The organism is Burkholderia sp. Ac-20344 (genome assembly GCF_017104975.1).
GTDB lineage: Bacteria > Pseudomonadota > Gammaproteobacteria > Burkholderiales > Burkholderiaceae > Burkholderia.
This window is the reverse complement of the sequence record NZ_JAAGPP010000053.1, coordinates 1-12,623: the sequence shown is the minus strand read 5'-3', so window position 1 is coordinate 12,623 and position 12,623 is coordinate 1. Positions and strand designations below refer to the sequence as shown.

Genomic DNA, 12,623 nt, shown 5'->3' with positions numbered 1-12,623 from the left:
ACGTTCCGTCGCGCGATGCCAGTGCCGAAATTTCACATGACGTCTCGCTCGACCGCGCCCCCGTCAGCCGGAACATCGCATTCGCGATTGCCGGCGCAACAGCCCGCGTTCGACGGCGCGGCATCTATCGCATGGTCGGACAGCGTCACGGTTCGCACGATATCCGGAGCCGGTCGCCCGGAAGCGATTCAACTCCGCCGCATGAACCGGTGCGGTCAACTCGAGCATCGTGCGCCCCCTCGAATGCCGGAACCCGCGCACGCGACTGCCCACGTCGTCGCGACGATCTCGAATCGTCGCGCCCGGGTCACCTGCCGTGCGCCGGCCGCATGCGTCCTCTTGGTGCCCCACGCCGTCGCGAGTATGCTTGCAGTTCGAACGATCTCTAACCTAGATGCACACACCTCGTCACGGGTGCGCACCGCTAACCGTCTTTCACCACCATCGATGGATTTCGACGTCATCGTTCTCGGCGCAGGCATCGTCGGCGTCTCCGCAGCACTCCACCTGCAGGATCGCGGGCGCAAGGTCGCCCTCGTCGATCGCGGCGCGCCCGGCGAAGGCACGAGCTTCGGCAACGCGGGGCTGATCGAACGCTCGTCGGTCGAACCGTACCCGTTCCCGCGCAGCCCGTTCACGTTGATGCGCTACGCGCTGAACCGCTCGACCGATCTCTACTGGCACAGCACGTCGCTGCCCGCATTCGCGCCGTGGCTTGCCCGTTTCTGGTGGGAATCGGCGCCGCTGCGCCACGCGGCAGCGTCGCGCGACATGCTGCCGCTGATCGAGCGCTGCATCGTCGAGCACGACGCGCTGATCGCGCGGGCCGGCGCCGGCGAACTCATTCGCGCGAACGGCTGGCTGGAGGCGTTCCGCACGCCGGCCGCATTCGAACGCGGCGTGGCCGAAGCCGGACTCACTGCGCGCCGCCACGGGCTCGGCATCACGCCGCTCGATGCCGCCGCGCTGCTCGCGCACGAACCGAGCCTCGCGCCCGGCTTCTGTGGCGCACTGCACTGGCTCGATCCGAAAAGCGTCGTCGACCCGTCCGCACTCGTCAAAGCGTACGCACAACTCTTCGTGCAAGGCGGCGGCACGCTGCTGACGGGCGACGCCGCGAGCCTCGACGCACTGTCGCCGGGCTGGCAGGTCAGGACGCAGGACGGCCTGGCCGCCGCGCCGGCCGTGGTCGTCGCGCTCGGCCCGTGGTCCGACACGGTGTTCGGCAAGTTCGGCTACAAGATCCCGCTGCGCGAGAAGCGCGGCTATCACATGCACTACGCGCCGTCGGCGCGCGGCGTGCCGTCGGCACCGATCGTCGATCGCGAATACGGTTACGTGATCGCGCCCATGAAGCGCGGGCTGCGGCTGACGACCGGCGTCGAGATCGCGCGGCGCGGCGTGCCGCCCACCGGCGTGCAGCTCGAACGCGCGGAACGCGTCGCGCGGCCCATGTTCGGTTTCGGCGAGCGGCTCGACCCGCAGCCGTGGCTCGGCTTCCGGCCGTGCACGCCCGACATGCGCCCGGTGATCGGCCCCGCGCCCGCGCATCGCGGGCTATGGTTCTCGTTCGGGCACAACCATCACGGGCTGACGCTCGGCCCCGTCACCGGCCGCCTGCTGGCCGAGATGATGACGGGCGAAGCGCCGTTCACCGATCCGGCGCCGTATCGCGCGGATCGCTTCTGACCCGGCAACGCGTCGACGCGCGCTCAATCGAGCGCGCGGCCGAAGATGCGGATCACTTCGTCGAGATGCTCGGCCATCGCGCGGCGCGCGGCGTCCGGGTCGCGTGCGCGGATCGCATCGAGGATCGCGCGATGTTCGAGTTCCGACCGGTGCGGCATGTCGTTCGGCATGTACAGCGACTGCAGCCGCTGGAACATCAGGTCGTACTTGTGCGCGAGCAACTGCTTGATCATCAGCGCATACGCGGCGTTGTCGCTCGCTTCCGCGATGCGGATATGAAACAGCCGGTCGCCCGGATGCGTGAGCGAACCGCTGCGGTTGTCTTCCTGGTTGCGCAGGAACGCTTCGTGGATCCCTTCGATCTGCTCGTCCGAGCCGTGCTTCGCGGCAAGCGACGCGGCTTCCGGCTCGATCAGCCGGCGCGCCTGCAACAGCGCGAACGGCGGGATTTCGGTATCGAGGTCGAGTGCGATGCCGAGTTCCGGATCGATCTCGATGATCGTGAACGGCGCGGCCTTCCCGGTCACGTCGGGCGCGGGTTCCGGTGCGGCGGCCATTTCGGGGTGGCGCACCTTCACGCCGTCGCCGACGCGCACGCTGACGAGCCCGCTCACTTCGAGCGCGATCAGCGCCTCGCGCACCGACGTGCGCGACACGCCGAACTGTTCGGCCAGTTCGCGCTCGGGCGGCAGATAGCTGCCCGGCGGAAAATCGCCGGACTCGATCATCGCACTGAGCTTGTCGGCGATCTGCTGGTAAAGGCGGCGGTTCTGAATCGGCTGGATGGACATACGTTGATGCAGGTGATCGGTTTCGTTCCGGACGGCCTGACGAATCGAACAGACCGTTCGCGCCTATTTTATATGCCGCGCTCCATCGCGCCCGGCACCGCATAGCACCGCGCGGCGGTGCCGCCCCACAGCGCGTCGCGCTCGGCCGCCGACAGCCGCGATTCGGCCCAGCGCTCGATGAGCGACGCGACTTCGTCATACGACGCAGCCAGCAGGCACACGGGCCAATCCGACCCGAACATCAGCCGCTGCGGGCCAAACGCGTCGAGCGCCGCGTCGAGACACTGCTCGATATGCCGAACGTCCTTCCCGCGCAGGCCGCGCTTCCAGTCGGCCTCGGTCACGAGCCCCGACAGCTTGCATGCGACATGCGGCAGCGCGCCCAGCTCGCGCAGCGCGACGCGCCAGCGCGCGAGCGCGGTGTCGTCGCGCTCGAAGTCGGCGAGCGCGGGCTTGCCGGCATGATCGAGCACGAGCCAGTGCGCGTCGTGCCGCGCGCAGAATGCATGCACGTCCGGCAACTGGCGCTCGAACACGAGCACGTCGTACACGTAGCCGTGCGCCTGCAGCCACGCGATGCCGCGATTGAACTCCGGATCCGCGACGAACGCGCCGGCATCGGCTTCGTCCTGCACCTGGTGACGGAAGCCGCGCAGCTTCGGGCTGTGCCATTCGGCAACCCGATCGGCGAGCTGCGGCGCGGCGAGATCCTCCCAGCCGACCACCGCCGCGATGCGCGCATCGTCGCGCGCGAGATCGAGCAGGAACGCCGTCTCGTCGCGCCCGGCGCGCGCCTGCACCGCGATCGACGCACCGAGCGCCTGCGCATGCATCGGCGGCCACAGCGCGTCGGGCAGGTAGTCGCGCGCGAGCACCTCCATTCCGGGGCCGATCCACGGGTAATCGGCCGCGCGATAGCGCCAGAAGTGCTGATGGGAATCGATACGCACTGCGCCCATGATGCCCTCGTGTCCGGTCGCCGCGGCGGCGGCGCGCGCCACCGCCGCGCGACGCAACGTTCAGTCGTACAACACCGCCGCGATCTTCGGATCGTCGATATTGGTCTTGTCGTACCAGTAGAAACCGGTATCGATGACCTTCGGCAGCTTCTCGCCCTTGATCGCCTTCACGGCGGCCTCGACCGTCTTGTAGCCGATCCCGATCGGGTTCTGCGTGATCGCGCCGGCCATCAGCCCGCTGCGGATCGCGTCCTTCTGCTGCTTGCCGGAATCGTACCCGACGATCACGACCTTGCGCTTCATCTCGCGCACGCCGTTGACCACGCCGATCGCCGAGCCTTCGTTGGTGCCGAACAGCCCCTTGAGCTTCGGATACGCCTGCAGGATCGACTTCGTCACCTCGGTCGACTTCAGCTGGTCGCCTTCGCCGTACTGCACGGTGACGACCCGCACCTTCGGATGCGCCGACTTCATCCGTTCGAGAAAGCCGTCGCGGCGGTCGATGCCGGTGCGGCTCGTCTGGTCGTGCGCGACCACGGCCACCTCGCCTTCGTCGCCGATCAGCGCGGCGAGCTTGTCGGCGGCGAGCGACGCAGCGGCCTTGTTGTTGGTCGCGGCCGTCGCGACCGGGATGTCGCTGTCGACGCCCGAGTCGAACGCGATCACCGGAATCTTCTCGGCCTGCGCCTTCTTCAAGAGCGGCAGCGCGGCCTTGCTGTCGAGCGCCGCGAAGCCGAGCGCGGCCGGCTTCTTCGCGATCGCGGCCGACAGCATGTCGATCTGCTTGTCGACCATCGCCTCGGTTTCAAGGCCTTCGAACGTCACCTTCACCTTGTAGTCCTTCGCGGCCTGCATCGCGCCCGATTTCACGGCCTGCCAGAACTGATGCTGGAAGCCCTTCGAAATCAGCGGGATGTAGGTTTCCTGCGCCTGCGCGCCGGCCGTGACGCCGACGGCGAACGTCAGCCCGACGATCGCGTTCAACACCGTGCTCCTGATCACTTCGCGTCTCCTTTTTTCGTATCGACTGGAACGACTGGAACGCCGGCCGGAACCGGCGATGAAGCGCATGCCTGCACCGATGCGCGCGTCAGCGGCGCCGCCGGCGCAGGATATCGACGTAGACGGCCAGGATGATGATCACGCCCGTCACGACCGTCTGCCATTCCTGCGCGACCGACATGATGCGCAGGCCGTTCGTCAGCACGCTCATGATGAACGCGCCGATGATCGTGCCGACGATGCTGCCCGCGCCGCCCGACAGCGACGTGCCGCCGATCACGACGGCCGCGATCGCATCGAGCTCGTAGCCCTGCCCGAGCGCGGGCTGCGCGGAATTCAGCCGCGACGCGATCAGCAGCCCGGCGATCCCGCACACCGCGCCGCTGAACGTGTAGACCGCGATCTTCCACGCGTCGACGTTCACGCCCGACAGCCGCAGCGCTTCCTCGTTGCTGCCGAGCGCGAACGTGTAGCGGCCGAAGATCGTCCGGTTCAGCACGATCGACGCGCCGATCGCGACGAGGAACAGGATCAGCACCGCGTTCGGAATCGGCAGCGCGGGGATCAGGTTGCCGATCAGCGAATCCTGCGCGATCGACGTGAAGCCCGGCGTGTCGTTGAAGTAGATCGGCCGCGTGCCCGAGATCACGAGCGACAGCCCCTTGAGCAGCATCATCATGCCGAGCGTCGCGATGAACGGCGGCACCTTCATCTTCGCGATCACGAAGCCCGATACGCTGCCCGACAGCGCACCGAAGAACAGCGCGGCCAGGATCCCGAGCGGCAGCGGCATGCCCCACTTCGTCAGTACGACGCCGGCCATCACCGCGCAGAACGTCATCAGCGTGCCGACCGACAGGTCGATGCCCGACGTGATGATCACGTAGGTACACGCGACGGCCAGCACGCCGTTCACCGCGGTGGCCTGCAGGATCGTGACGAGGTTGTCGACTTCGAGGAAGTTCGGCGACGCGAAGCTGAAGAACACGATCAGCAGCACGAGGCTCGCGAATGCGAGCAGCTTCTGCCGCGCGGCCGGATTGAAGAAGCGCGACTTCAGGCTCGACGCGGCGGCCGGCGTGTCGCCGGAAGCAAGGGGCGGAACGGGATGCGTATCGTTGGACATGATCGTAGGGGCTGAATCAGGACAATACGGTCGACTCGCGCTGCGTCGCGAGCTGCATGATCTTTTCCTGCGTGGCGTCGGCCGCGCGCAGTTCGCCGGTCACGCGCCCTTCGCACATCACGAGAATCCGGTGGCTCATGCGCAGCACCTCGGGCAGCTCCGACGAGATCATCACGATCGCCTTGCCGTCGGCGGCGAGCGCGTCGAGCAGCTTGTAGATCTCGCTTTTCGCGCCGACGTCGATGCCGCGCGTCGGTTCGTCGAAGAACAGGATGTCGCAGTCGCGCAGCAGCCACTTCGCGATCACGATCTTCTGCTGGTTGCCGCCCGACAGCAGCCGCGCCGGCTGCGCAACCGACGGCGTGCGGATCGCGAGCTGCCGCACGTACGCCTGCGCGGTGTCGCGCAGCGCGCGCGCGTCGAGGAACACGCCGCGGCGCACGAAGCGTCGCATGCTCGATAGCGCGATGTTGTTCTGCACGTCCATCCCGACCGCGAGCCCGAAGTGCTTGCGATCCTCGGACAGGTAGCCGATCCCGTGCTTCACTGCGTCGGCCGGCGTGCGGATCGTCACGGTCTTGCCGTGCACGCGGATCTCGCCCGCATCGACCGGGTCCGCGCCGAACACCGCGCGCGCGACCTCGGTGCGGCCTGCGCCCATCAACCCCGCGAAGCCGAGAATCTCGCCACGCCGCAGCGTGAACCCGACATCGCGGATCGCACGGCCGCGCGACAGCCCGCGCACTTCGAGCGCGACGTCGTTCGCGGACGTATCGGGCGGCGTGCGGAATTCGGTCGCGAGCTGGCGGCCGACCATCATCGCGATGATCGCGTCCATCGACGTGTCCGCCATCGGCACGGTCGCGACGTACTTGCCGTCGCGCATCACGGTCACGCGATCGGCGATCTGGCGCAGCTCGTCCATCTTGTGCGAGATGTAGACGATGCCGACACCGTGCTTGCGCAGGTCGCCGATGATGCGGAACAGCTCGGCGATCTCCGCGTTGTTGAGCGCGGCGGTCGGCTCGTCCATGATCAGCACGCGCGAGTCGAACGACAGCGCCTTCGCGATCTCGACCATCTGCTGCTTTGCGACCGTGAGCCGGCCGACCGGCGTGCGCGGGTCGAGATCGAGGCGCATCCGCGCGAAGATCGCGGCCGCGTCGCGGTTGAGTGCCGCTTCGTCGACGAACACGCCGAAACGGCCGCGCGGCTCGCGGCCGATGAAGATGTTCTGCGCGACGCTCAGGTGGTTCATCAGGTTCAGTTCCTGATGGATGATGCCGATCCCGAGCGCCTGCGCGGCGCGCGGATCGGCGATCTCCACCGCGCGGCCATCCATCCGGATCTCGCCGTCGTCGCGCGGGTAGACGCCCGCCAGGATCTTCATCAGCGTCGACTTGCCGGCACCGTTCTCGCCCATCAGCGCATGCACTTCGCCGGCGTGCAGGTCGAAACGGCAGTCGTCGAGCGCCTGCACGCCCGGGAAGCGCTTGCCGATGCCCGTCAGGGCAATCAGCGGCTGCGTGGTGTTCAGGGTCGGGTCGGGTTGCATGAATCGCTGCCCTTAGCTGATCGCACGGTCGAGATGCGTATAGCCGCCATCGACGAACAGCCACTGGCCCGTCGTGTGCGATGCGCGTTCCGACAGCAGGAACACGGCCGTATCGGCGATCTCGTCGGCCGTCGTGAAGCGCTTGCCGAGCGGCACCTTGCCCGCGATGCCGGCCAGCTTCGCGTCGGGGTCGTCGAAGCCGGCGAGCCAGTTCCGGTACAGCGGCGTCATCACCTCGGCCGGAATCACCGCATTCACGCGCACGCCGTCGTCGCGCAACGCGACGGCCCATTCGCGCGTCAATGCGAGCTGCGCGCCCTTCGATGCGCAATAGCCGCTCGTGTTGCCCTGCCCGGTGACGGCCGTCTTCGACGAGAGGTTGACGATCGCGCCGCGCGTCGCCTTCAGGTGCGGCACGCAGTAGTGCGCCATCACGTAGTAATGGATCAGGTTGCGTTCGAGCGACGCGACGAACGCGTCGCGCCCGGCATCGAGCCCGATGCTGTCGTTGACGCCCGCGTTGTTGACCAGGCCGTCGAGGCGGCCGAAGCGCGCGATCGTCTCCGCAACCGCATCGCGGCATTGCGCTTCGTCCTGCAATTCGACCGAGATGCACGCGGCCTGCGGCTGCTTCTGCACGAGTGCGCGCCAGAACGCATCGTCGGGCGCGTGGCGCGCGAACACCACCGGAATCGCACCTTCTTCGGCAAGCCGCATCGAGATCGCGGCGCCAATGCCCGACGCGCCGCCGGTCACGATCACGACCTTGTGTTGCAGATTCAAATCCACTTCGCGTCTCCGTCGTTCATGTTGTCGGCACGCTCAACGCGTGTCAGCCGCGGAACCGGTATTGCTCGAGCGATTCGGGCTTCATCTCGATCGAGAAACCGGGCGCCGTCGGCGGCATGTACGCCGCGCCGCGCACGACGCACGGTTCGACGAAATGCTCGTGCAGGTGATCGACGTACTCCGTCACGCGCCCTTCCTTCGTGCCGGAAATGCAGATGTAGTCGATCATCGACAGATGCTGCACGTACTCGCACAGCCCGACGCCGCCCGCATGCGGACACACGGGCAGCCCGTACTTCGCGGCCATCAGCATCACCGCGAGAATCTCGTTCACGCCGCCGAGCCGGCACGCGTCGATCTGCACGACGTCGATCGCGCCGCGCGCGATGAACTGCTTGAACAGCACGCGGTTCTGGCACATCTCGCCGGTCGCGACCTGCACGGGCGCGATCGCGTCGCGAATCTTGCGATGCCCTTCGACGTCGTCGGGGCTCGTCGGCTCCTCGATGAACCACGGCCGCGCGAACGCCAGCTCGCGCACCCAGTCGATCGCCTCGCCCACTTCCCACACCTGGTTCGCGTCGATCATCAGCTTGCGGTCCGGGCCGATCACCTCGCGCGCGATCGTCACGCGGCGGATGTCGTCTTCCAGGTTCGCGCCGACCTTCAGCTTCACGTACTCGAACCCGGCTTCGACGGCTTCGCGGCACAGACGCCGCAGCTTGTCGTCGCTATAGCCGAGCCAGCCGGCCGACGTCGTGTAGCACGGGTAGCCGTCGCGCTCGAGCAGCGCGATCCGGTCGGCCTTGCCGGGCACCTGCCGGCGCAGCAGGTCGAGCGCTTCGTCCGGCGTCAGGCAGTCGGTCAGGTAGCGGAAGTCGATCGCACGCACCAGCGCCTCGGGGCTCATATCGGCCACGAGCCGCCACAGCGGCTTGCGTTCGGCTTTCGCCCACAGATCCCAGACCGCATTGACGACAGCGCCCGTCGCCAGGTGGATCGCGCCCTTGTCGGGGCCGATCCAGCGCAACTGACTGTCCGACGTGACGTGCCGCCAGAAGCGGCCCATGTCCGCGCGGATCCAGTCGAGGTCGAGGCCGACGACGAGGTGACGCATCGCGTCGATCGCCGCGCAACAGATTTCGTTGCCGCGCCCGATGGTGAACGTGAGCCCGTGACCTTCGAGCCCGTCATGGTCGGTTTCGAGCACGACGTAGGCCGCCGAATAATCGGGGTCCGGATTCATCGCATCGGAGCCGTCGAGCTGGCGCGAGGTCGGGAAGCGCACGTCGAGGACGCGCATCGATCGAATGATAGGCATGGCGAATCGTCCGCGAAAGGAAATCAGGCCTGCACGGTGTGCTGGCGTTGCTCGCCGAGCCCGTCGATGCCGAGCGTGATCACCTGCCCGGCGCGCAGATAGACGGGCGGTTTCTGCCCGAGACCGACACCCGGCGGCGTGCCGGTCGAGATCACGTCGCCCGGCTGCAGGCTCATGAACCGGCTCAGGTAGCTGATCAGGTGCGGCACGCGAAACACCATCGTCGCGGTCGTGCCGTTCTGGTAGCGATGGCCGTCCACTTCCAGCCACAGCCGCAGCGCGTGCGGATCGGGCACTTCGTCGGCCGTCACGAGCCACGGGCCGAGCGGCCCGAACGTGTCGTTGCCCTTGCCCTTGTCCCACGTACCGCCGCGCTCGAGCTGGTATTCGCGCTCCGACACGTCGTTCACGACGCAGTAGCCGGCGACGTGCGACAGCGCGTCGGCTTCCGCGATATAGCGGCCGCCCTGGCCGATCACCACGCCGAGTTCGACTTCCCAGTCGGTCTTCTCCGACCCGCGCGGAATCTCGACGTCGTCGTTCGGCCCCGAGATCGCGCTCGTCCACTTGCCGAACACGACGGGCTCCTTCGGCACCTCCATCCCCGATTCGGCCGCGTGGTCGGAATAGTTGAGCCCGATGCAGATGAACTTGCCGACGCGGCCGACGCACGCGCCGAGCCGCGGCGAGCCTTCGACCAGGGGCAACGACGACGGCGGAATGTCGCGCAGCCGCGCGAGCGAGGCCGGGGTCAGCACATCGCCGGCGATGTCGTCGATCACGCCGGACAGGTCGCGAATGTGGCCCTGCGCATCGAGCAGGCCCGGTTTTTCATCGTGTTTGTCGCCAAATCTCAGCAGTTTCATGTCGTGTCGTGCGGAAACGGAAAGTGAAAGGGAAGGCGCGGTCAGTTTGACCAGCCGCCATCGATCAGGTGGATCGCGCCGGTCGTGAACGACGCTTCGTCGGAGGCCAGGTACAGCGCGAGCGCGGCCACTTCTTCCGCGCGGCCGATGCGGCCGATCGGCTGGCGCGCGACGAACGCCTGGCGCACCTCGTCGGTCGACACGTGGCGCGTGTGCGCCTGGTCGGCGATCCGCTGCTCCAGCGACGGCGATTCGATCGTGCCCGGGCAGATCGCGTTGCAACGGATGCCCCGTTCGACGAAATCGGCGGCCACCGCCTTGGTCAGGCCGATCACGGCCGCCTTGGTCGTGCCGTAGACGAAGCGGTTCGGCACGCCCTTCACGCTCGACGCGGCCGACGCCATGTTGACGATCGACGCGCCGCCGGCCTCGAGCATCGCGGGCAGCAGCGCGCGGATCAGCCGGTACATCGACGTGACGTTCAGGTTCAGCGAGAACGCCCATGCTTCGTCGTCGCAGTCGAGGATCGAGCCGTGATGCACGTAGCCCGCGCAGTTGAACAGCACGTCGAACGCGCGTTCGCTCGCGGCGAGCGCCGCGACGTCCTGAGCGTCGGTCACATCGAGCCGCCGCGTGGTCAACCGGCCGCCCGCCCGCTCGGCGTCGGCTTCGAGCCGCACCAGCGCGGCTTCGTTGATGTCGGTCGCCAGCACGTCGGCGCCCTCGCTCGCGAACCGCAACGCGGTCGCGCGGCCGATGCCCTGCCCGGCCGCGGTCACCAGCGCGCGTTTGCCCTGCAATCTCATGAGCACCTCCCGAAAAAGCCGGCCACCCGTCGGCCGATTGGCACAAAGGACTAAAGGTCCAACCAATCATAGAGAGTGATTTCGCGTTTGTCACGGAATCGGGATTCAGTATTTACCCGAGCGGGGAAATCGGGCGGTCGGGCAACAATCCGGCATTCGCCGGCGCCCGGGAGTACGACCGCGGATCCGCACAAACTCAATACCGGCGGGCCTCCTGGCCGGTTTCCAGCCCACGCCCGACGCGGCACCCCACCAAACTGACGAAAAAGTCATGTTCACGTCAGGGTCTCAACGGGATGGGCACGCCATCATGGCGTACCGGACCGCGCTTCCGGTCCATCGCCTCCCCGCCCGCGTTCGATCCCTGCGGGCACCTCCGTCCCCCGGCGATGGGCTCCGTGACTGGGCGAGCAGACACGTCGCGCGGGCCGATTTGCCGCCCCGGACTTCGCGTCCGGGGCATTTTTGTCTGTGGTTTCCAAAGAAAATAAGCGTGGATTGTTTCTAAATCGGCAAAAGGTAATTTGAGCCAGACAGGATGTTTTTTCCGGTCACAGACGCTTACATTTAGCGCACCACTCATGGAAACCGCTACGGATTCGCCATCAGGTAGTGACATCCACTGCCACGGCCGAAACCGCACGAGCTTTAGGAAACGGCAAAATGAAGGCCTCCAAATCCCTGCCTGTGCTCGATCCCGCCGACGTCCACGTCGAAATCCTCGAACGTTCCGATACGCTGCTCGTCGTCCGCTGGGTCGAACCCGGCCGCTGTCACTACGGTGAACAGCGCTGGCGCCGCCGCTTCGCGCAACGCACCGGCACCTGCGCGCTGTCGCGCCAGGTCATCCAGCGCGGCGACGAAGTCTTCCGCCCGGCCGAACGCCCGGCCCCCGCGAACGCGGCCGCGATGATCTCCGCCGCTGAAGTGCTCGCGCTGGCCGGCGGCAGGTAAATCCTGCCGGCCGCGCGTCACGGCACGCGGCGCCATACGATGCGCCGGCCCTAGAAGCACCGGTCTAATTCCCCCGCTTGTCTGCCACGCCCGCACGCACTATCGTTACACCACACAATGTAACGATTACGTGCCGCGGCCGCCCGGTCGCGCCGATGGAGGCAGACATGCATGCATGGAGCGCGCGCCACGTCCCGGCGCAGGGCGGCAAGGTCGCGGTCGTGACCGGCGCCAACAGCGGGCTCGGCTGGCAGCTCGCGGAAACGCTGGCCGCGAAAGGCGCGACGGTCGTGATGGGCTGCCGCGACGCTGCCCGCGCCACGCAGGCGGCCGACGCGATCCGCCGGCTCCATCCCGACGCCCGCGTCGAAGTCGACGCGCTCGACCTCGCCGATCTCGCGTCGATCGCCCGCTTCGCGGCCGATGTGGCCGAACGCCATGGCCGCGTCGATATCCTCTGCAACAACGCCGGCGTGATGTTCCTGCCGCTGCGCCATACGCGCGACGGCTTCGAGATGCAGTTCGGCACCAACCACCTCGGCCATTTCGCGCTGACCGGCCATCTGCTGCCCGCGCTGCGCGCCGCGCGCCGGGCGCGCGTCGTGACGATGTCGAGCGGCCTCAACCGCGGCGGCCGGATCCGCGTCGTCGCCAACCTCGGGCATGCTCATCAGCACTTGTGCAAATGTCTTTCGCTTCGGCCGGCCGAGCGCATCGGCCAGAATGGCCCGATGTTCGGCCTCGGCACTCCTGCCATTTGCCGCA

At 67.5% G+C, this 12,623-nt stretch carries 12 protein-coding genes; 3 read left to right on the top strand and 9 right to left on the bottom strand.

Annotated features, from left to right (window positions below; all coding sequences use genetic code 11):
• Positions 1-447 precede the first annotated feature (447 nt).
• On the top strand, positions 448-1,689 hold the full coding sequence (locus tag G3N64_RS18240) for an FAD-binding oxidoreductase (RefSeq protein ID WP_205785190.1): 1,242 nt from the start codon (positions 448-450) through the stop codon (positions 1,687-1,689).
• A 23-nt stretch (positions 1,690-1,712) separates the two neighbouring features.
• Here G3N64_RS18240 and G3N64_RS18235 read toward each other — a convergent pair whose 3' ends face one another.
• The 9 genes from G3N64_RS18235 to G3N64_RS18195 all read right to left on the bottom strand — a co-directional run bounded on the left by G3N64_RS18235 (position 1,713) and on the right by G3N64_RS18195 (position 10,904).
• The gene (locus G3N64_RS18235; RefSeq protein WP_205785189.1) at positions 1,713-2,480 is read right to left on the bottom strand and encodes a FadR/GntR family transcriptional regulator; all 768 of its coding nucleotides are present in this window, start codon (positions 2,478-2,480) and stop codon (positions 1,713-1,715) included.
• Positions 2,481-2,548: 68 nt separating this feature from the next.
• Positions 2,549-3,439: an amidohydrolase family protein gene (locus G3N64_RS18230; RefSeq protein ID WP_205785188.1), complete on the bottom strand. Its 891-nt coding sequence runs from the start codon at positions 3,437-3,439 to the stop codon at positions 2,549-2,551.
• 60 nt (positions 3,440-3,499) lie between these two features.
• The gene (locus G3N64_RS18225) at positions 3,500-4,441 is read right to left on the bottom strand and encodes an ABC transporter substrate-binding protein (RefSeq protein WP_205785187.1); all 942 of its coding nucleotides are present in this window, start codon (positions 4,439-4,441) and stop codon (positions 3,500-3,502) included.
• Positions 4,442-4,529: 88 nt separating this feature from the next.
• On the bottom strand, positions 4,530-5,567 hold the full coding sequence (locus G3N64_RS18220) for an ABC transporter permease (protein WP_205785186.1): 1,038 nt from the start codon (positions 5,565-5,567) through the stop codon (positions 4,530-4,532).
• Positions 5,568-5,583: 16 nt separating this feature from the next.
• The gene (locus tag G3N64_RS18215; RefSeq protein ID WP_205785185.1) at positions 5,584-7,122 is read right to left on the bottom strand and encodes a sugar ABC transporter ATP-binding protein; all 1,539 of its coding nucleotides are present in this window, start codon (positions 7,120-7,122) and stop codon (positions 5,584-5,586) included.
• A 12-nt stretch (positions 7,123-7,134) separates the two neighbouring features.
• Complete coding sequence (locus G3N64_RS18210) at positions 7,135-7,911, bottom strand: SDR family oxidoreductase (RefSeq protein WP_205785184.1); 777 nt, start codon at positions 7,909-7,911, stop codon at positions 7,135-7,137.
• Positions 7,912-7,954: 43 nt separating this feature from the next.
• Positions 7,955-9,232, bottom strand: a complete 1,278-nt coding sequence (locus tag G3N64_RS18205; protein WP_205785183.1) for an L-fuconate dehydratase — start codon at positions 9,230-9,232, stop codon at positions 7,955-7,957.
• Between the two features lie 23 nt (positions 9,233-9,255).
• Positions 9,256-10,098 carry an ureidoglycolate lyase gene (locus tag G3N64_RS18200; protein ID WP_205785182.1) on the bottom strand — a complete coding sequence of 281 codons (843 nt, stop codon included), beginning with the start codon at positions 10,096-10,098 and terminating at the stop codon, positions 9,256-9,258.
• Between the two features lie 41 nt (positions 10,099-10,139).
• Positions 10,140-10,904: an SDR family oxidoreductase gene (locus G3N64_RS18195; RefSeq protein WP_205785181.1), complete on the bottom strand. Its 765-nt coding sequence runs from the start codon at positions 10,902-10,904 to the stop codon at positions 10,140-10,142.
• A 663-nt stretch (positions 10,905-11,567) separates the two neighbouring features.
• On the opposite strand from G3N64_RS18195, the gene G3N64_RS18190 reads away from it, so the two are divergent.
• A complete protein-coding gene (locus G3N64_RS18190) occupies positions 11,568-11,858 on the top strand; it encodes a DUF3331 domain-containing protein (RefSeq protein ID WP_021161446.1) in 291 nt (96 codons plus the stop codon).
• Positions 11,859-12,025: 167 nt separating this feature from the next.
• Positions 12,026-12,623 (top strand): SDR family NAD(P)-dependent oxidoreductase (locus G3N64_RS18185; RefSeq protein ID WP_241021073.1); only part of this gene is annotated, 598 nt, incomplete at its 3' end.